At 49.3% G+C, this 18,327-nt stretch carries 19 protein-coding genes; 9 read left to right on the top strand and 10 right to left on the bottom strand.

Annotated elements, in window-relative coordinates; translation table 11 throughout:
* Positions 1-215: 215 nt before the first annotated feature.
* Entirely contained in the window at positions 216-377 is a 162-nt protein-coding gene (locus tag K7P01_RS08320; protein ID WP_267291758.1) for a hypothetical protein, read from the bottom strand.
* A gap of 143 nt (positions 378-520) precedes the next feature.
* On the opposite strand from K7P01_RS08320, the gene K7P01_RS08315 reads away from it, so the two are divergent.
* From K7P01_RS08315 to K7P01_RS08305, 3 genes are all read left to right on the top strand, one after another.
* Positions 521-1,378, top strand: a complete 858-nt coding sequence (locus K7P01_RS08315; protein WP_267291756.1) for an AraC family transcriptional regulator — start codon at positions 521-523, stop codon at positions 1,376-1,378.
* Between the two features lie 105 nt (positions 1,379-1,483).
* A complete protein-coding gene (locus tag K7P01_RS08310) occupies positions 1,484-2,278 on the top strand; it encodes an inositol monophosphatase family protein (RefSeq protein WP_267291754.1) in 795 nt (264 codons plus the stop codon).
* Positions 2,275-2,907, top strand: a complete 633-nt coding sequence (locus tag K7P01_RS08305) for an NAD(P)-dependent oxidoreductase (RefSeq protein ID WP_267291752.1) — start codon at positions 2,275-2,277, stop codon at positions 2,905-2,907. Before K7P01_RS08310 ends, K7P01_RS08305 begins: the two co-directional genes overlap by 4 nt.
* 76 nt (positions 2,908-2,983) lie before the next feature.
* On the opposite strand, the gene K7P01_RS08300 is transcribed toward K7P01_RS08305, so the two are convergent.
* Positions 2,984-3,508 (bottom strand): pyridoxamine 5'-phosphate oxidase family protein, encoded by a 525-nt coding sequence (locus K7P01_RS08300; protein ID WP_267291750.1) that lies wholly within the window; start codon positions 3,506-3,508, stop codon positions 2,984-2,986.
* A 403-nt stretch (positions 3,509-3,911) separates the two neighbouring features.
* Between K7P01_RS08300 and K7P01_RS08295 the strand changes: the two genes are divergently transcribed.
* Complete coding sequence (locus K7P01_RS08295) at positions 3,912-4,175, top strand: hypothetical protein (RefSeq protein ID WP_267291748.1); 264 nt, start codon at positions 3,912-3,914, stop codon at positions 4,173-4,175.
* A 284-nt stretch (positions 4,176-4,459) separates the two neighbouring features.
* Positions 4,460-7,627, top strand: coding sequence for a carboxypeptidase regulatory-like domain-containing protein (locus tag K7P01_RS08290; protein WP_267291746.1), 3,168 nt, complete (start codon positions 4,460-4,462; stop codon positions 7,625-7,627).
* A 156-nt stretch (positions 7,628-7,783) separates the two neighbouring features.
* On the opposite strand, the gene K7P01_RS08285 is transcribed toward K7P01_RS08290, so the two are convergent.
* From K7P01_RS08285 to K7P01_RS08275, 3 genes are all read right to left on the bottom strand, one after another.
* A complete protein-coding gene (locus K7P01_RS08285) occupies positions 7,784-8,911 on the bottom strand; it encodes a YCF48-related protein (protein WP_267291743.1) in 1,128 nt (375 codons plus the stop codon).
* 150 nt (positions 8,912-9,061) lie between these two features.
* Positions 9,062-10,663: a hypothetical protein gene (locus K7P01_RS08280; RefSeq protein WP_267291741.1), complete on the bottom strand. Its 1,602-nt coding sequence runs from the start codon at positions 10,661-10,663 to the stop codon at positions 9,062-9,064.
* Positions 10,664-10,828: 165 nt separating this feature from the next.
* Entirely contained in the window at positions 10,829-11,581 is a 753-nt protein-coding gene (locus K7P01_RS08275) for an SDR family oxidoreductase (protein WP_267291739.1), read from the bottom strand.
* Positions 11,582-11,761: 180 nt separating this feature from the next.
* Between K7P01_RS08275 and K7P01_RS08270 the strand changes: the two genes are divergently transcribed.
* The gene (locus tag K7P01_RS08270; protein WP_267291737.1) at positions 11,762-12,847 is read left to right on the top strand and encodes an MORN repeat-containing protein; all 1,086 of its coding nucleotides are present in this window, start codon (positions 11,762-11,764) and stop codon (positions 12,845-12,847) included.
* Here the strand turns inward: K7P01_RS08270 and K7P01_RS08265 are convergent.
* A complete protein-coding gene (locus K7P01_RS08265) occupies positions 12,844-13,308 on the bottom strand; it encodes a DUF1570 domain-containing protein (protein ID WP_267291735.1) in 465 nt (154 codons plus the stop codon). The genes K7P01_RS08270 and K7P01_RS08265 overlap by 4 nt on opposite strands.
* On the opposite strand from K7P01_RS08265, the gene K7P01_RS08260 reads away from it, so the two are divergent.
* The 3 genes from K7P01_RS08260 to K7P01_RS08250 all read left to right on the top strand — a co-directional run bounded on the left by K7P01_RS08260 (position 13,297) and on the right by K7P01_RS08250 (position 15,143).
* A complete protein-coding gene (locus tag K7P01_RS08260) occupies positions 13,297-13,803 on the top strand; it encodes a hypothetical protein (RefSeq protein WP_267291733.1) in 507 nt (168 codons plus the stop codon). The two genes, K7P01_RS08265 and K7P01_RS08260, sit on opposite strands and share 12 nt — an antisense overlap.
* A 217-nt stretch (positions 13,804-14,020) precedes the next feature.
* Complete coding sequence (locus K7P01_RS08255; protein WP_267291731.1) at positions 14,021-14,623, top strand: tetratricopeptide repeat protein; 603 nt, start codon at positions 14,021-14,023, stop codon at positions 14,621-14,623.
* A gap of 154 nt (positions 14,624-14,777) precedes the next feature.
* On the top strand, positions 14,778-15,143 hold the full coding sequence (locus K7P01_RS08250; RefSeq protein WP_267291729.1) for a hypothetical protein: 366 nt from the start codon (positions 14,778-14,780) through the stop codon (positions 15,141-15,143).
* A 171-nt stretch (positions 15,144-15,314) separates the two neighbouring features.
* Here K7P01_RS08250 and K7P01_RS08245 read toward each other — a convergent pair whose 3' ends face one another.
* From K7P01_RS08245 to K7P01_RS08230, 4 genes are all read right to left on the bottom strand, one after another.
* Positions 15,315-16,067 carry an SDR family NAD(P)-dependent oxidoreductase gene (locus K7P01_RS08245; protein ID WP_267291727.1) on the bottom strand — a complete coding sequence of 251 codons (753 nt, stop codon included), beginning with the start codon at positions 16,065-16,067 and terminating at the stop codon, positions 15,315-15,317.
* Between the two features lie 53 nt (positions 16,068-16,120).
* Positions 16,121-17,068, bottom strand: a complete 948-nt coding sequence (locus K7P01_RS08240; RefSeq protein WP_267291725.1) for a helix-turn-helix domain-containing protein — start codon at positions 17,066-17,068, stop codon at positions 16,121-16,123.
* 61 nt (positions 17,069-17,129) lie between these two features.
* Positions 17,130-17,639, bottom strand: a complete 510-nt coding sequence (locus K7P01_RS08235) for a Crp/Fnr family transcriptional regulator (RefSeq protein ID WP_267291723.1) — start codon at positions 17,637-17,639, stop codon at positions 17,130-17,132.
* An 82-nt stretch (positions 17,640-17,721) separates the two neighbouring features.
* The gene (locus K7P01_RS08230; protein ID WP_267291721.1) at positions 17,722-18,129 is read right to left on the bottom strand and encodes a DUF1330 domain-containing protein; all 408 of its coding nucleotides are present in this window, start codon (positions 18,127-18,129) and stop codon (positions 17,722-17,724) included.
* Positions 18,130-18,327 lie beyond the last annotated feature (198 nt).

The following is an 18,327-nucleotide window of genomic DNA, read 5'->3' as shown; positions in this document are numbered from 1 at the left end:
TGGATTTTTCAGTTATAGTGCCCCGCACGACAGCTCACTTTACAGTTTTAGTTTCGTAAACGGTCAATGTTGACAAATTGCCGCTTGTCCCGTATGCATGCCGTTGACAAAGCCAGAAGTAGGCATTTGTAGGGTGCTAAAATAATTTAGCCACCCGGTACTCCCGGGCTGCCCACATGTGGGGCAATTATTGCACATTCAATAAAAAATATGTGTTATTTCCGGCTGCGCAAAACCAGAACCAGGATTGTTCCGACCACCAAAACGACAACAAAACCCCCGATATAAAACCCGGCAGAGAAGATGTCGCCTACGACCTCGCAGCTCGTCATCACGGCGGCAAGAAGTGCCATAGTAAGAATGCTTATGTTTTTCATGTTGTTACTGTTGTCCGCATCGATTAAAAGTTCGGGCCAAGGTATCCGATTTACTCGGCCAATAACCCCGGAAGAAGGAGTTAACCACAATCCGGCACAAAAAAAATGCGATTTTTAACGTTTGAAGAATAATCTTTGACCCCGTGCCGCGTAAGAAAGTAAACATCCCCAACCATCGGTTTCCCGATCAGACAACCTCCGGTGTGATTATCGCGCCGATTGAAAACACACGATGGGAAGATCTGGACATACACAAACCACACCGGGACAATCACTTCCATTTACTGCTCGTGACAAAAGGACAATGGACCATGCAGGTCGATTTTGAAACCCTGCAAATAAAAGGTCCAGGTTTCCTTCGCCTGCTCCCGGGCCAGGTGCATCAACTTATTGATGCGAAGTCGGCGCAAGGCTGGGCGATCGCGGCCGACCCTTCCACACTGCCGCTGGAGCTGTCAACTTTGCTCGAAACACGCGTGCCGCTAACCATACCGTTAAAGCAAAACGCGTTTTTTAAACAGATAACAGAACTGCTGGCGCTCATGTGTAATGTCTATTCATCGGGCACCGATATCTACAAAGGCAAGTCTGTGCATTTTATGTTCAGTGCTTTCCTGACGCTCCTCGCCGGAGAGATTACCTTTCTCTCGCCGGAAGACGCTCGTCAGGAGAAACGCGGATATATTATTTGGCAATCCTTTCAGGTCTCGCTGAAAGCCAATTTCAAAACAACGAAGTCCCCGGCAGCATACGCCGCAAAGCTTTCTATCACGACGTCGCATTTAAACGACACCATCAAAGACATTACGGGCAAATCCGTATCAGAGCACATTCAGGAGCAAATAATCTACGAGGCCAAGCGCCTGTTATACTTCACCGATAAAGAAGTGCGGGAGATAGCGTTCGATCTGGGCTATCCGGACTCGGCTCATTTCGGAAAGCTCTTTCGAAAAGCAACCGGACTTACACCGTTGCATTTCCGGCGGCAATTCAGAGACTAGCGCGCCGCAAACATTCCGTGATCCATACTATCATAACCGTGTTTCGCCCAGTCTTATCTGTGCCACAACATCCATTTTTGCGTCATCAAATTAAGGATGACACAAATGGAACAACATGTTAACACGGTGCTCGACGCAGTGAAGGTCACCGGAAATTTATTTTTAACCGATTTCCGCCGCACGCAAATCCCACAGACATTCGATGAGCTTATAGACGCCGTCCACACCCTGGAGGTGCGATGTCTGGATGTACTGCAGCGAAATTTGGCTAAAGTTTTCCCGGGCACGCCCTGGGTCGATGACAATGAATTTGATGGTGATTCGCAGAAACGACCGGCACAACACAATCAATACTGGTTGTGCGATACCATGGATGGGGCCATTCAGTATGTACAGCATATCGCGGGGTGGACGATCAATATTGTATTGATAAAAAATGGACAGCCACACCTGGCCGTTGTCTACGATCCACTGACCGATGAAATTTTCTGGGCCATGAACGGTAGTGGTGCATTTCTGAATGGTAAAAGGATGGCCGCCGGCGCAAGGCAGGATCCACGCCATATGGTCGTGGTGGCGGAATACGGACATCAGCTAAAACACAGTGTCGACTGGCAAGAGAAATCCGCGAAAGCATATGTCAGGTTGCTCGATCGTTTCGGCGTCGTAAGAAATTATGGCCCGCATGGACTACAGTTGGCGTACATCGGGGCAGGTCGCATCGATCTGTTTCATCAGGCAGACCTGGATACCCACAACTGGCTCGCCGGACTGTTGATTGCCAGGGAAGCCGGTGCCGAGATCCTCAACGTCGAAGGTGAACCGTGGACGTGGGGTGACGATAGTTTATTGGTCGGATCCCATACAGCCATCGAGATTTTTAACAAGTCTGCCCAATGAAAATAGCCATTATCGGAGCCGCCGCCGGCATAGGACTGGAGGCCGTTATTCAGGGACTCATCCGGGGACATTATATTTCAGCATTGTCGACCAGAACCGAAGCAATCCCCATTCATCCGCGTCTCAAGAAAGTAAAGGGCAGCGCGACAAGTGTCGCCGACCTCATCTCGGCTATCCGAGACACCGACGCCGTGCTGGTCACCGTGGGAACGAAGAAGAAAAAAGGCACCACGCTTTTTTCAGAAATCGCGGCTGCGCTCATCCAGGCGACGGAAGCCCTGGACTATAAAAAACCTGTCATCATCATCACCGGTTTTGGTGCAGGCGACAGTAAACCTTACCTGAATTTATTTCTGCGCACCGTCATCCGCTTGTTCCTGAAGGATCAATACGCTGACAAAACAAGAATGGAAGAACTGATAATCGCCAGCAAGATGACGTGGGAAATCGTGCGACCTACCATGTTAACCAATGGTCCCTTACACCAACAACACTACACTGTTGTAAATCAACTGGCAGACAATATGAAACGGACGAAAGTCAGTCGTGCCAATGTAGCGTACTATCTCTTGGAGGAAGCCGAATACCAGCGTCACCTTGGCACATGTGTCACGATAACCGGGGCGTAAGCTTAAAATACAAAAGCACCGGGTTCAGTGCTTTTGTATATAGATCGGTAAAATCAGCCCGTTTGGCGGAGGAATATTATCGGCCTACGGAGATAGTACCTTCTACACCTTCTTGCAACGTCTTACCCATCACAGCAGAGGCTGCAATTTTTAAGATCGATACCAGCTTCCCGTCTTTCGTGTCCCAGTAAAAGCCTTCTTCCGGCGTTACTTTGATAATCGTAATATTCGGATCGTCTTTTCCTTCGGGAAACCAGGCCTTGTGCATGGCGTTAAAAAATTCATCGATCTTTGCCTGATCGCGTGAAATGGTAGCATGGCCATAGACCGACAGAAATTCATAGTTCTTGGTATTGCTGATAAAGAGCTGAACGCGCGGATCGGCTTCGATCTCCCGGTTCTTGTCGCTATCGCCCGGACTCATAAACCAGAAGTTTCCCTGGTCGCAAACTTTTTGCACGCCCATGGGGCGCGTCGTGATCGGCACGGTGCCCAGGTTTGTGCTGAAGAGGCATGTCTCCTCATGCTTTACGATCTCTTTAAATTTATCAATCGCGGCCTGGCCGGTGAGGTCCTGAATGTCAGATGCATTATTTGTCATGGCGGATGTGTTTTTTGCTTCATGAGCTTTAAAATCGTACCCATGAACAGGGTGTGAAATACCCGTGCCCTCAACATCAGAAGAACCCTTTGTCAGCAACCGTGCAACCCTGTTTTGTTTAACAAGCGAAGCGAAAAAGCGCTCGTATAAGCTCCGTTGTTAGACATTTTGCGTTGTTCGATAGAATATAATTTCGAGAGAGGGGGGATTTCTACAACGGTATGTCCGCGAAGCAAAATAAGAAGTGTCCATTTTTTTCGCCAATGGTGGTCTCGTAGCTAAATCAACGTCGCCATGTTCAAAAATTTTGATATCTTAAAACGGTAACTATTGTTCCCGAAGAAGTATGATCGTCAGCGTCGAAAAAATACCTGTTTTATTTAGCAAAAAGCATCAATATCGCTTGTCCGATTTTGAATATGGCGCATGGATTATCTTTGAGAATGGCTACCCCAGGTATTACTTCAATATCCTCGACGATCGATATGCTGGTATGCGCAACGTTTTTGGAAATGACGTAGAACTATTTTTGACGGATACGTTCTCCAGAAAAGGATTGAACCTCAGCACTCGCCCGAAGGTATTTGGTTTTCCATTGAATGCAAAGGCAAAAATCGTAGACCTGGATCTGGAAGCGCTACCGGTTCACTTTTTGACAACTGATTGAGTCATCGTTCGGCGCTTCGGGTCGCGGCCACACGTTATCCCTACGTTAATCTTTAACCGAAGTATACTATCGTCCATACAGCCAAAACGGATGGCTTCGGTAGTAGCGAAATGAGGAATATTTTTTCCGACAGCGTTTGCGAAACATTTACACTAGCCACTCCGATGTGTACAAGAGAATAAACAGTTGTTCAGGCGTTGGCAGATTTCACTAATTCTTAATACAGAACTGACCGTGCTGTAATCTGATGATTCTACTTTCGGCCCTTCAAGCCCCCAAGGATCATGATGATACACCGTATTCTGTCTCTACTAGTTGCACTGGCAACATGCGCACTGGTATTACCACCGGCAAAAGCACAAACAACAAACGCCTCCATCACGGGTGTTATAACTGATGATGCCGGAGGTGCCCTGCCCGGAGCGACCATTCTGGTGAAAAATGAATCGACCGGTTTTTCTACCGGTACCGTCACCAACGTGAACGGTGAGTTTACGCTGAAACAGCTTCCCCTCGGCGGACCGTATTCCGTCAGCATTTCGTCCATCGGTTTCGGCACCGAAAAGCGCACCGGCTATATGCTGAACCAAAGCGACATCCTGCACATCGATATGAAGATGAATCCCGCAACGGAAGCATTGGCGACGGTAGAAGTAAACGCCTCTTCCCTGCAAAACCAAGTCGGCAATTTTGGGGCATCTACTTCTGTAACAGCCCGCGACATTGCCAAATTACCCGTAAACGGCAGAAACTTTACCACCTTAATAGACCTGTCTCCGCTCAGCCGGGGCGGAAATATTTCGGGGCAGCTGGCATCGTCCGTAAACTTTACCATCGATGGCATGACCGCCAAGAACCCAACCTCCGGCGGCACCACCAACCGCAACGGTGGACCGTACGCTATTTCCATGGAAGCGGTGCGCGAGTTCAACGTGGTCACCAATCAGTACGATGTTACCTATGGCCGCAGTGGGGGTGGTACTGTCAGTACGGTCACCAAGTCGGGAACCAATACGTTCTCCGGCAGCGCCTTTACCTACATGCGTACAAACGGACTCTCCAGCAAATACGATATCCGCGGCAATAAAAGAGATGTCGAGTTCTCCACCTATCAATATGGCTTTACCCTCGGAGGACCGATTGTAAAAGACAAAGCACATTTTTTTGTTGTATGGGACCACCAAGCTGATGCCCGGCCCCTGCAGATTGCCGACATCCAGTCGCCTGCTGACGAGGCGCGGTTGAACATCACACAGGCTACATTAGATCAGTTCCTGGGCATTGCACGGGAGCAATACGGCGTGGCCAACTCGCCGCAGTTCGGATCGTTCGATAAAAAGCGCGGTACCGATGCCGTCTTTGCACGCGTCGACTGGCAGATCAATAAAAACAACCTGCTCACCATACGCGACAACTTTGTGTACGACATGAACAACCTCGGCCTGGACGACAACAGTGCCATCAATATGTTTGAGGTATACGGCAATGTAAAGTCCATCGATAACAGCATCCTCGCCACTCTGCGCAGTGCGGTAACCCCGCGGTTCACCAACGAGCTGAAGCTGCAGCACCTGTACACCCTCGAAGAATCTTCGCCCGGCGATCAGCTGCCCGGCGCGAATATACCGCGTGCCATCGTGCAGAACGTGGGCTCTACCATCGGCGATAAGACTGTGTTCACCACCATTCAGCTGGGCGGACAACGTTTTTCCCCCGAGCATTTTTACAACCATGTGGTGCAGCTCGTGGACAACGTTTATTATACAACCGACAAGATCAACTTTACCTTCGGCGCCGACCTGATGTATAGCCACCTCAATTCGCTCTACGGCAGCGAGATGAACGGTCGCTTTTACTTTACCGGCATGGAGAATTTCGCAAACGCCACACCCTATCGCTATGCCCGCGAGATCGCCCTGTCCGACGACCACAGCGTGCAGCAAAATATTCTCAACACCGCGTTATACGCCCAGCTGCAGACAGGCCTGGCGCCCGGGCTCGACATGATGCTCGGCGTCCGTGCCGATTATTCCAGCTACATGGACAAGGCCAACTTTAACCCCGTGGTATACGAGGAACTGGGCCTGCGCACCGACAACGGACTGTCTACCTTCCAGGTACAGCCCCGCGTGCAATTCACCTGGGATGTCAACCAGCGGCAACGCGATTTTGTGCGGCTCGGAGCGGGCATCTTCGGCTCAGACATTAACAACTATGCCATGATCAACAACATGTTGTTTGATGGTACGAAGGTACTCTCCGTCGATGTGCAGGGAGCGCTCGTGCCGGCACCGAATTTCCCGGGCTACCGCGAGGATCCTTCCACCGCGCCCGGCCGCGAATTATTTGACGCCGGTGTACCCGCTCTCGCCACCATCAACACCAACGGCAAAGACGCCAGGGTGCCCGTCATCTATAAAGCGAATCTGTCGTACAACCGCATTTTCAACGATCGCTTGAAGATGGGCATCAGCGGCTTCATGAGCCTCGGGCGTAACAACTATATGTACGTCGACCGCAACATGGCCGACAACCCGTTCTTTACCCTCAGCAACGAAGGCGGACGTGCGGTGTATGTGCCGGCTGAGTCTATCACCACAACGAATGGCGCCACCAACTGGATGAATGGTCGTAAGACAACCCGCGTAGGGCGCGTGCTCGAGCTAACCAGCGAGGGTAAAGTAAACCACTTTGCGGCCGTAGCCGACGCCACCTTCCGCTATTTTAAAGATGGCGAGATAACCGTCAGCTATACCTGGTCCGATATCCGGGACAATACTTCCTACAATGGCAACGTGGCCAACTCCGCTACGCTGTCGCTCATGGTGAAGGACGATCCCCGCGACCTGAGCCGCATGACCTACTCCGACAACCAGTTCCGAAACAAGGTTGTATTCTACGGAACCCTGCCCACCTTCTACGGCGTCAGCGTCGGGGTTCGCTACTCGGGCATCGGCGGCACACGGTATTCGCTGGCAGTTTCCGGAAACCCCAACGGCGACTTCGTCGACTCCAACGACCTGGCCTATGTGTTCGATCCCAACGATCCTGCCGTAGCAGAAAAGTATCGCACCGCCATCAATGCCATCCTGGCCAATCCCAAAGCGGACGGAAGCCTGAAAGACTATATCCGCAACAGCGCGGGCAAGATCGCCGAGCGTAACGGTGGCGAAAATGGATTTTATGGTGTGTGGGACCTGCGCATCGGCAAACGCTTCAAACTTTTCCGCACGCAGGCGCTGGAACTGTCGGCCGATATCTTTAATGTCGCCAACATGCTGAAGAAAGATTGGGGCACCACCAAAACACTGGGCAAACAAAACCTCTATACTGTCACGGGATTCGATGCGGATACCCGCAATTTTAACTACAACGTCAATGCCAACGCCGGGGTAATAACGCCGTCGGGCAACCCGTTCCAGGTCCAGTTGGGCGCACGGTATACGTTTTAAGGAGAACCGCGATACGAAACTATCACGACCGAAGCAAATACACGAACAGCGTGGCCGTCTCAAAAGTCTCTTCTTGAAAAAACACCCCATAAACAAATTGTTTATGGGGTGTTTTGCTTAGTGACTGCTTCGATCCTTCAAAATTTCGTCACCCAGCTAATTCCTTTCATACTTTAAGAGAAGTCCATTTGGTCCCACAGCGAATCCCTTACCATCCGCGAAAAACCAATCGTTGATCTGAGTTTCACCGCGGTCTATAGTCATCGATGCATATTTCCCGCTCGAAACATTCGCAAAGGCTATTGGTGGATTGCCATGAGACAATACATAACACTCATTTTCATTGATGGCCTGAATTCGATCGCCTGAGGAAAAATCAATGCGTTCCCAATTTACTGCACCGTCTCTACTGATATAAGCAATACCCCCGCAAATCATAAAAGCTATATTTTCGTCCAAAAAAGAAAGGTCCTGAATATTAGAAAGAATATTTTGGTCCAGGAACGCTGGTAGTTTAAAATGCAGCGTATCCCAGCTCAGACCTCCATTCACGGTTTTAACAAGGTGAGAATTTCCTACACCGTAACCAGTAAGATTGTCGAACGGAAAAGTCATACTTTTTAACCCGCCTCCGTTCACATACTTTAAATCGAAAGATGAGACGACGGTCCAGCTCGCACCTCCGTCAATAGTTTTTACAACAATATTATTGTACTGCTTGAAAGCAAAACCTTCCATCTTGCTAAGGAAATAAACTTCGTTAAATGGATTTTCAACGATCCTTTGATTTCCTAAAAAACCAATGTTTGAAATAACGCTTTTCCAGGTCTTGCCACCATCCGTTGTCTTATGAACTCCTTCGTACTCGGTGGCCACATAGCCAACCAGCTCATCGAGGAAAAAAATATCGGTAATACTGGAGACAAAAGGGGTTGCTAAACTTGTCCAGCTGTTGCCCCCGTCTCTGGTAATAAACAACGTTGGTTCGGGATTATTGGCGGAGAATGTCTTGTATAAATATTTGACAGAGTCTGTATTGATGTGTACGGATTCCACATATTCAAAGTAGCCGCCATCAATGTTTTTATTGGTAAATGCTGACAACGTTGCCCGTTGGGTACCACCAATGAAACCAACGCTGCTATTTACGAAGAAGACTTTCTGAAGATCAGTGGTCGTTTTAAGATCAATTTTTTTCCAGTCAACGTCTTTCTGTGGCGTGGGATCATTGGCACAGCTGGATAAAGCGATTATACAAATTACAAGTTTAACGATGGATCTCATATTTTGGGGTAATGTAATCACTAAACTAATGGATCCTGTATTTTAAATCAATTTTTGATGATGATAATTTGATCTTCACTAGTAAATAATACACTATATCTATAGTGCGATCAGCTGATAGAGAAATGCCGTCGGACGCCCACCCAAGGTTTACTTCAGGTCGAGTTTATACCTTTCCTTCAGTACCAGCGCCTGGGGTGGCGTCAGATAAATAAAATGTGCCACTTGCCCATCACCGGGAAACGAGTAGAACCGGCCGGCAAGTTTAAGCTCGGCGGGCAAGCCGAACACATACGTCAGAAAACCAGGGTCTACCCAGTCTCCTTCGATGCCGAAACGGTGGCTGTATTTCTTTCCGGCGAGCTGGAACGTCACCTCGCCGTGCGTGTGATCCAGGTCGAAATCATCCTGGATATTCGTCGGATGAAAGACACCATGCGAAATGCGCGCGAAGGATTGTAAAATTTCTTCGTAAGGATGCTCCAGGTTATTCAGCTCCGCATCAAAGGCAAAGACCACACCGGGCAGGGAAAGCAAGAGTTCCCCGATCTTCATGGGACGATCGGCGACCGCGCTGTCTACTTGCGCCGACGTAAGATGCGAGAGCAGCCCAGTCTGTCGAAACGTGTGAATGGCCTGATTGATGTCATCCGCTGTAAGCGCATGCTCGAACGATTCCTCCTGGACGATTCCGAACAACGAGGTACCACCGGGGATCACAGAGGTTTGCGTCTGCGTCAGGGCGATAATCCCGAAATACTGATAGTTTCCGGGAAAGTATTGCATCAAGGCCGGTACCAGGTGGAGCCGGTATGGAGACCGGTGATCCGCGAGCACCTGGTTGAAGATCTGATAGAACGCGTGCTCATCGATATAACCGAGGTATCCATGGCGCTTACCGGTGTGTTCAGGCGCGATAAAGCTTTTGTGCCGGTAAGGTATACCATTCACGTTGAAACTCACCACGGCGTTGTAGGCGACGTAGTCTGGACTGGAATTTTGCTCGTCTTTAATAATTTCGTATTGAAAGTCGGTAAACCCCAGCTCGGGAAGTATGTCCGCCACGCGTCTGTAAATCACGGGAAGATATTTACTGGGGTCGCCGGACTGCTGCGCCAGGTCGAAGTGGACTCCGTGCTCCACATAGTCCAGCAGTTGGTAGTGTCGCGCAAGCTTGCCGGCGCGAATGTCGCCTTTCAATGCCGCGTACCGGTCGTCGGGTACGATCCCCGCGCGATGCAGGGAGTCGGCAAAGGCAAGCATGGGCGCCGGCGCTATATACGCTTTGTAAGCCGCCAGGAAGTTGAGCTTGGTCAGCACTTGGACGGGATGGTATAAGTGCTCCGGAACGATCTGCAATTGGACAATTCGGCGCTGCTGGTCATCGATTACCTGGCACTCCATTAGTCCGTCCAGCAGCTTCTCAACCCGGGCGATGGCTTCGGGAGAACCCACCGTGTCCCACAAAGTGTAGGTAGTCCAGTCGCTATAGTTGGCACCCATCCCCTTGTACTGCACCTGCAGCAGCGCAGCGATGATGGCCGAGGAAGAACTGTCGCTCCCCGTAAGCGCCGCTGTCAGAACCCCCTGTTGCCCGTCTTCCAGTACCTGGCACGCCACGAGCCTTTCGGCAATGGGCCCACTGGAAACGGATTTGCGGTCGGCGCAAGCCAGGGTCACGGCCAGGATGATGGATACAACCAGTGCGGAGCGCGCGAATCCGCGCAGGAGGGACAAAAAAGGTATAGCCACGGGTATAGTAGTTGTTGCAGCGGAAGATAGTATAAAATACTCAGATGACTTTCGTCAATCTTTTACCCTATAGTCATCCTGTCATTGATGTTTGGTATTCCGTATGTTCCTGAACTTATTGGCGGGCACAGCGCGAACCCTCTTCCTGCATTTAATCCGTTTTTATTATCTGATAATTGAAAGGCCTGCGTCTACCCTTAATTCTGTTCCGTGTATGTAAGAGGCTTCTTCCGAAGCAAGAAATAATACCGCGTTGGCAATTTCGGCTGGCTCGCCCAGCCTTTTGAATGGTATGGCAGGAACAATATGTTGAATAGCGCCGTCAATTTGTTCACGCGTTAACCCGGTATTATTGAAAATATTTGTTTTGATATGCCCTGGACTAATGCCGTTTACACGAATGCCTCTTTCGGTAAACTCTGCAGCGAAGGTTTTGATGAATGATTGCACCGCCGATTTTGCGGCAGAATACACGGAGAAATTCGGTGTTCCGATTTCGGTCACGAAAGAAGTGTTGAAGATAATCGAGCTGCCATTTTTCATGAGTGGAAGGATCTGTTGCACCGTAAAAAACACACCTTTTGCCAATAGATTAAACAATTCGTCAAAGTGCGCTTCGTCAACATGTTCAACCGACGCGAACTTTCCGTAACCCGCATTAACAAACAGTAAATCAATACTGCTTGCTCGTTGTTTTACTTGTTCCTGTAGCCGTAGTATGTCTCGCATAGTGCCTGCGTCAGACACAAGGCCGGCGGCATGTGTCCCTAATTTTTCAACGGCTTTATTGACGGTGTCAGCACTTCTTCCGGTGATGATGACGCTACCGCCTTCCTGGATGAATTGTTGCGCGGTGGCGAAGCCTATCCCATTCGTTCCGCCTGTTATGAGTGCGGATTTGTTTTTAAATCTTTGCATTTTTTTGTTTAATGTTCGGTGCAAAGATTGGGAGGAGAGAAGTGCAGGGAAACCCGAAACTTGCTTTAATGATCATCGGTGTGAGCTTAATAAATTGAGATAAGAAAAGATCGCTGACGTGACGGAAGAAATCTCTCAGAATTTACCATCAAAATTCCATTAATTTGCGCCCATATTGCTATGGTTATTTGGAATAAGCTCCTATTTATGGTGGTGTTCTCCCTGGTTTCAATTGGAAAAGCCAGCGCACAGGAGAAAAAAGACTCGGTCTGGATTCAGACAAATGACGGCTGCAAAGTATACAACCCCAGCCCGGCGAAGAATGAGAGCATTACCTGGACGGGCGCATGCGTGAATGGATACGCCACCGGTGAGGGAACGCTCATCTGGTACAAAAATGGAAAGCGGGGGCAGGAATATGTTGGCGCCCTGAAAAGAGGAATCACCCATGGCTATGGAAAGTATACGTACGAGGGGGGGAGCAGCTATGAAGGACACTATGTGAACGGTCAGGAAGAAGGGAAGGGGCGTTACAGGCGCCTGGAAAACAATGTTCTGACGTATACGTATGTCGGCGACTACAGCAATGGCGACCCTGAAGGGGTGGGCGTCGAGGTCCTTTATGAATATGGCGATACGGCCTCCTGTTATACTGGCAGCTTCGTGAAGGGAGTGAAGCACGGGCGAGGGACTGGAATGGCACGTGACGGCAGCTTCGATGTTGTGTATGCTGGTGTGTTTGTCGACGATAGACTGGAGGATGATCGCAGCGATATAAAAGAATATGCTGAGGGTAATTTGATACGCCACTACACCGGAGGCTTTCACGATCACGCCAGGACCGGATTTGGCATCGAAATAGCCGGGTTAAACAAGTATGAGGGGCAGTGGTCGCGCAATATGAAAAATGGTACTGGCAAGCTGTTTTACAACGGTGTGGTGATCTATGACGGCGAATGGCTAGATGATAAACTCGATGGCATCGGCACGCGGATATTTTTGGATGGAAGCCAATATCGTGGGCAGTTTAAAAAGAACGAGCGTCATGGCTATGGCATCGTGCGCTGGAAAGATGGCGCCCAGTATATCGGCGAGTTTAAAAAAGACCTTTTCGCCGGACAGGGGTACACGGTTTATCGGGATGACCGACTCAACACATCAGGAATCTGGGAAAAGGGATCGTTGACCGTGCCGCTGAATATCGTAACTGTCCGGAAGGAACTGGACAGCAGGTATAAGGAGGTTATCCAGCGGCTGAAGAATTAATCAGGACTGGGCTTGTTGTTAAAAAAAAACGATTTCACGTCGGGCATGAGAAGGGATAATCCTCCCGGGTAGGTCATGTCTATAAACTCATCAGGATTTTTGCAGCTGGCCGTAATCATGCTGAACAACAGCCTGGTATCTGTTTCATACAGGTAGGCCACTACTGCCCATGACAGCGTGTAGTTTCTGTGACTCGTCGTTTTGTTATAGAAATCTCCACTATCGATCACGTTTTGCAATGATGCGCCTTCCTGCAAAAGTTTCTTCGCCGATAATACCTTTTCGATCCGCCGGCTATCAAAGGTGTAGACGCTATCCGTCAGGATGACGTCTTCGAGCATATCGGCGATGCCTTCGTCCAGCCAGGTTTCTGTGTTTTTACAATAATAATGGAGAATGGCATGGCTCAGCTCGTGCGAGAAAGTCGACGCAAAGTTGTCAACCTCCGTGTGAAGGATCATTTCGTTAAGGCTAGGGCTGTAAAACGCGATGGCACTTGTTCGGAGTGGATTGAAATCGGCTTTGCTTTTACTGTATGTCAGGAATTCCCGCTTCGAGCCAAAGACACGCGCCCGAAAACTGTTTTTGGTCTTATCCTTGAAAATGCCCGCATAGAAATCGAGTTGAAACGTCAGGGAGCCTTTGATCTGCTTCAACACAGCTGGCTCCAACGTGCAATTCTCCAGTTTGATTCTGACCTCCTGTGCGGAGCTGATATAGTTCAGACACAGGCAACAGCAGAAAATAACGGTTTTTATCATGATTTCGCGACCGCCGGATTGGCGAAATCAAATTTATCATTTGCGCTTCATTCTAGTACTTATCTCACGGTTATTTCTCTCGCCGGGTTATTACGCCACCGCTGTATGTACTGGGCGGTGAGCTTAATTGGTCGATGCAATTCAAGTCCATGTCCCATGCTGCCGCAGCAAGCATTGTGGGGTATAACAATTTAAAAAAGGAAAATTTCCTTGCACCGTCAAATCCTGCCGTACATCCCGGATTAAAAATCATCGGGACATTTTGCAACGCGAATTTTTTTTAATGGCCAACCATACGAAATGTGCCACTTACCCATCCCCGGGAATTAAGTAAATAGCAAAAACCGGACAAAATACCGGATATTGCGGTGACTATTTACAAGTGATGAGTTATAAAAAAAAGGATGCTCAAATGAGTACTGCGCACGCTGGAAAGCTTTTTCAGGAGGGTTATGAGTTGGCCTTTGAGTCAAAAAAGAGGACGAAGCCTTGGGACAAAATTTTTGCGTTATGGCATACGGCAGCGGTCAGTGGAAATATACGCGCGCAATTCTATTTGGGTACTTGTTATGATTTTGGCAACGGCGTGAAGAGAGATATTTCGCAAGCCTTTAAGTGGTATTTAACTGCTGCGGAGAAGGGGAAAATGGAGGCACAATACAATATTGGGTTCTTTTATAGAGAAGGGGAGTTTGTGCCGCTGGATTACAAAAAAGCAGTTTACTGGTATTCGCTCGCCGCGAAGCAAGGTGACATTGAAGCTCAAAGAGATTTGGGTTTTTGTTATTTTTATGGTCAAGGTGTAAGACGGGACCATTCAAAAGCAATTCATTGGTATAAAAAGGCAGCTAAAAAAGGCGATGAAAAAGCGATGTATAATTTAGGCCTATGTTTCGAATTTGGCGACGGTGTACGGAAATCAATTCGTTGGGCTACGTACTATTATATGAAAGCAAGCAAACTCAAGCATAAAATGGCGGCGGATAAATTGAAACACTTTAAGTTCGCGGCATAAAGAGTCTTGTCTTTTTCTCTGCAAGATCTGTTTTGTAGATGGTCAAGCAAAAATTTAAATCTGTTGCCAACCTGGGCTGTTCGGAAAAGTCCGGGCCGTCGAAGATTCCCTCTATGTTCCTGGCGGTAAATGGAGGCTGCCTGACCTATTAAGTATGTATATAGACATAGAACAAGTACAAACACTTCTTAACCTTGGCAGAGCCATCGAACAATGGATCGGTGCCTACCGTGAGTATGATTACACTGCAATTAAATGGCTGATGATAAAAAGGAAAGGGGAAAACACTTACGATGTAATGTATTCTGATGTGATCGATGAGGGCGATGAAAATTTCAATGATGTTTATGAATTCACGGCCACCGACCCCGACTTCACGTATGGTAAAATTGATAGTTTCCAAACGGCAGAGGAAGCAATCAATTTTGCGTTGAAACAGTATGGATGCAAACCCGACAAGTTTGTAGGTTCGGGGATGATACAGGAAGAGTATGCTAAATATTTAAAAAAAGGAGAATGATGCGGATGATACTGGTTGATTCCACTATAAACCAAAACAAGTGATCAACCGTCCCCGGTTCGATGTTCATTCTTTTACTAACAGGAGAGAAAAAAGCAGGCGATAAAGAACTCAAATTCTTTATCGTCTGCTATCATTCCGCTTCTCATTCCACGGCGTCGGGAGTAACTGTTACAGCGCTACGCCGCCCGTGACTTCTATGCGCTGACCGTTGAGCCACTTCGCGTCGTCGCTGCATAGAAAAGCCACTACACCGCTGATGTCGTCAGGCTGACCGGTACGCCCCAGCGCCGTGATGCTCTGTACATACGCGCGGACTTCCGGGCTATCGGGCATGGTGCCGCCACCGAAGATGGCGCCGGGCGCTACTACGTTCGCCGAAATGCCCCGGGGCCCAAGCTCAAGGGCCAGTGCCCGGGTATATACATCAACGGCCCCTTTCATCGCAGCATATGCGGATACGCCTGGAAAAGATGTGCGCGATACGGCCGACGAGATATTCACAATGCGTCCACCATCGTTCAACTGGTGTAAAGACTTTTGCGTCAGGAAGTATACACCCTTCAGGTGTATGTTCATCATTTCGTCAAATTGTTCCTCGGTGGTTTCTGTTACAGGTGCCTGCAGGCTCGTTCCAGCGTTGTTGATAAGGAAGTCAAAGCGATCGGTGCCGAACGTGTCCTGCAGCGTGGTGGCTACCTGCTGGAAAAACAGATCAAAGCGGCTGACGTCGGCTGTGTTTAGCTGTAGCGCCGCTGCTTTACGCCCGAGGGCTTGTACGGCCGTTACCGTGGCGGCGGCTTCTGCCTGGTTGGTGTGGTAGGTGAGCAGTACGTCAATACCCTTCTTGGCCAGCGTTACTGCTATGTCTTTGCCGATACCCCGGCTCCCGCCGGTTACCAATGCGATTTTGTGATGTTTCATGTCACAAAGGTCTCACCGGCAACGAGGGGGTGGTTTGTTTCAATCAATCTGCTTTATGTACGATTCAAACTTTTTGTCTGCGCGCGAAAGGCTGCCGGCGGCGCCCCGGTATGACTTTTGAAAAACTTCGCGAAGTGAGCGAAATCTGAAAAGCCCAGGCTGTCTGCAATCTCGGCAATGGTCCAGTCGGTTTGCAGCAGCAGTGCCTTGGCCTCTTGCAGCAGCCGCCCCGCAATCAGCTCGGTGGTGGTCAGGCCGGTGGTTTCTTTCAGTACTTTGTTGAGGTGATTGACGTGCACGGCCAGGTGACTGGCGTATTCGTTCGCTGTGCGAAGGGCCACCTTTTGATGCCGGCTTTGCAGCGGGAACTGGAGCTCCAGCAGCTCGACAAACATCGCGGTTGTACGCGCAAACGCGTCATGGTGGGGATGCTGCATAGCGGCAGGCTGCAGTTTTTGCCCCAGGTGAATCAGCTCCAGTGCATACGCCCGCAGCAGATCATATTTATAGGCATAGGTAGACGTAAGCTCTTCCTCCATCTGCTCAAAAATGCGTTGTATGCGGGCCGCATCGGCCTCCCCAAGCATAAAGAAGGGTGGCTCGGGCGATTTAAAGATCGGCAGCTCGTCCAGGATCGCGCCGCTTTTCGTGGGGTGCAAAAACTCCGGCGTAAAGACACTACAGTAGCCTGTCTGCTGCCCGTAGGGCAGCCAGTGGGCAGCTGTCTTCGGCGTGGTGAACAGCAGGGTAGGCTGCCTGATTTTCACCGTCCGGCCGTTAAAGGAAAAGTCAGAGTGTGCCGTCAGAAAGCTGATCTTGTGAAACGTGCGGCAGGCAAATGGTTCGGACACGTTACTGGCCGCCGGCGCGATGTTGGCAAGGTTAAATACATTAAAATGTCCTACTTCCTGCTGTATACCCGGTGGCAGCAGCGCGCTCAGCACCTGTGAGCTGCCGGCGGCAAAGCGCACGGCCAGATCGTCCAAAGAGGTTGTCGGCATCGTTTTTGCGATTTGTAAAAATCAAATATAGCAAAAGGTGGGACAGCGCAGCGATGAAAGTTTATAACTGCTTTTCTTTTCGCATCATGCTCAGAAAAACGGGCGTAATGCCCAGGTAGGTAGCAATGTGTTTTTGGGCGATGCGGCTTTCCAGTCCCGGATAAATTTTCCGGAACTCGAGGTAGCGTTCTTCCGCCGTTTTAGATAGACTGGATGTGATGCGCTTCTGGTACAGGTCAAAGCCGTTTTGTACAAGGATACGGAAGAAGCGTTCAAATTTTGGTATTGCAACAAACAACTCTTCCAGCCGGGATAATGACATATAATATACTTCGCTGTCTTCCAGTGCTTGTATTGCGTTCACCGCGGGCTTCTCCTTAAAAAAACTCACGATATCACACGACCACCAGTTTTCGGGATAAAAGCAGATGTTATGCTCCAGGCCTTCCATGTCGGTATAAAACATGCGCAGGCAGCCCCGGGTTACAAAGTAAACATGCCGGTCAATTTCTCCCGGTTGCAGCAGGAACGTGCGTTTGGCCACCGTTTTCTGTTGGAAAAATTCTAGCACTTCCTTCTGTTCATCAGAAGAAAGTGCAATGTGCAGAGCAAGATTCGACAGGATCAACCGGTGCATTGACCAAGATAAGCATTTAGAGCACAAACGGCGTGGTCATATACAAATGCAGGTCCGCGGTTGCTGTCAGCCGGTGCTGATTGGCCATGTCGCGGTAGGCATCGCTTTCCGCAATAGTTTTAAATGCTTGGGCGCTGGGGTATTCTACCAGTAGAATAGCATCCCACGCTTCGTTTTCCGGGGCAATGATGTTGGCGGCCACGTTGCATGCCAATCTGAGCTTTACATCCTGAATGCCCAATGTCTCTGTGACCTTCCGAAACGCCGGCAGATAGGTATCGAAATAATACTTCCGGTCTCTAAATTTCAGCATGTTGAGCATCAGTACGGGACCCTGTACGTCTTCAAATTCAGGTAATTTTACGGTGTTGTTTTTGTTTTCCATGCGGCAAAGATTGCCGGTGCGCGTCACAGAAAAGTTCAACTGGTTGAAGGTTTTATAGCTCCTCAACCGCCTCAACGCTGATGGCTCCCCGGCCGTATTGCTCGCCGACAATTGGAGCAGGAAACCGGACCTTCTTACCCCGGGCATCGCTTATTGCGGCTTATCCATGCCTATCTGCCGGCAGGCCATCCGGCATGGTCGTTTTATTTTATTCTAATATTCTGATATTCAGTTACT

Origin of the sequence: Parachryseolinea silvisoli (genome assembly GCF_021190955.1) — a bacterium.
Taxonomy (GTDB): Bacteria; Bacteroidota; Bacteroidia; order Cytophagales; family Cyclobacteriaceae; genus Ohtaekwangia; species Ohtaekwangia silvisoli.
Note: the sequence above shows the minus strand (reverse complement) of the source record. Positions and strands in the feature narration are given on the sequence as shown.

What these genes read in the sequence shown, in the direction of transcription:
- K7P01_RS08275 (WP_267291739.1), bottom strand. Translation starts at nt 11,581, where the DNA reads ATGCAAAGATTTAAAAACAAATCCGCACTCATAACAGGCGGAACGAAT.
- K7P01_RS08290 (WP_267291746.1), top strand. Translation starts at nt 4,460, where the DNA reads ATGATGATACACCGTATTCTGTCTCTACTAGTTGCACTGGCAACATGC.
- K7P01_RS08250 (WP_267291729.1), top strand. Translation starts at nt 14,778, where the DNA reads ATGTATATAGACATAGAACAAGTACAAACACTTCTTAACCTTGGCAGA.
- K7P01_RS08245 (WP_267291727.1), bottom strand. Translation starts at nt 16,067, where the DNA reads ATGAAACATCACAAAATCGCATTGGTAACCGGCGGGAGCCGGGGTATC.
- K7P01_RS08305 (WP_267291752.1), top strand. Translation starts at nt 2,275, where the DNA reads ATGAAAATAGCCATTATCGGAGCCGCCGCCGGCATAGGACTGGAGGCC.
- K7P01_RS08255 (WP_267291731.1), top strand. Translation starts at nt 14,021, where the DNA reads ATGAGTACTGCGCACGCTGGAAAGCTTTTTCAGGAGGGTTATGAGTTG.
- K7P01_RS08240 (WP_267291725.1), bottom strand. Translation starts at nt 17,068, where the DNA reads ATGCCGACAACCTCTTTGGACGATCTGGCCGTGCGCTTTGCCGCCGGC.
- K7P01_RS08270 (WP_267291737.1), top strand. Translation starts at nt 11,762, where the DNA reads ATGGTTATTTGGAATAAGCTCCTATTTATGGTGGTGTTCTCCCTGGTT.
- K7P01_RS08265 (WP_267291735.1), bottom strand. Translation starts at nt 13,308, where the DNA reads ATGATCCTTCACACGGAGGTTGACAACTTTGCGTCGACTTTCTCGCAC.
- K7P01_RS08320 (WP_267291758.1), bottom strand. Translation starts at nt 377, where the DNA reads ATGAAAAACATAAGCATTCTTACTATGGCACTTCTTGCCGCCGTGATG.
- K7P01_RS08285 (WP_267291743.1), bottom strand. Translation starts at nt 8,911, where the DNA reads ATGAGATCCATCGTTAAACTTGTAATTTGTATAATCGCTTTATCCAGC.
- K7P01_RS08310 (WP_267291754.1), top strand. Translation starts at nt 1,484, where the DNA reads ATGGAACAACATGTTAACACGGTGCTCGACGCAGTGAAGGTCACCGGA.
- K7P01_RS08300 (WP_267291750.1), bottom strand. Translation starts at nt 3,508, where the DNA reads ATGACAAATAATGCATCTGACATTCAGGACCTCACCGGCCAGGCCGCG.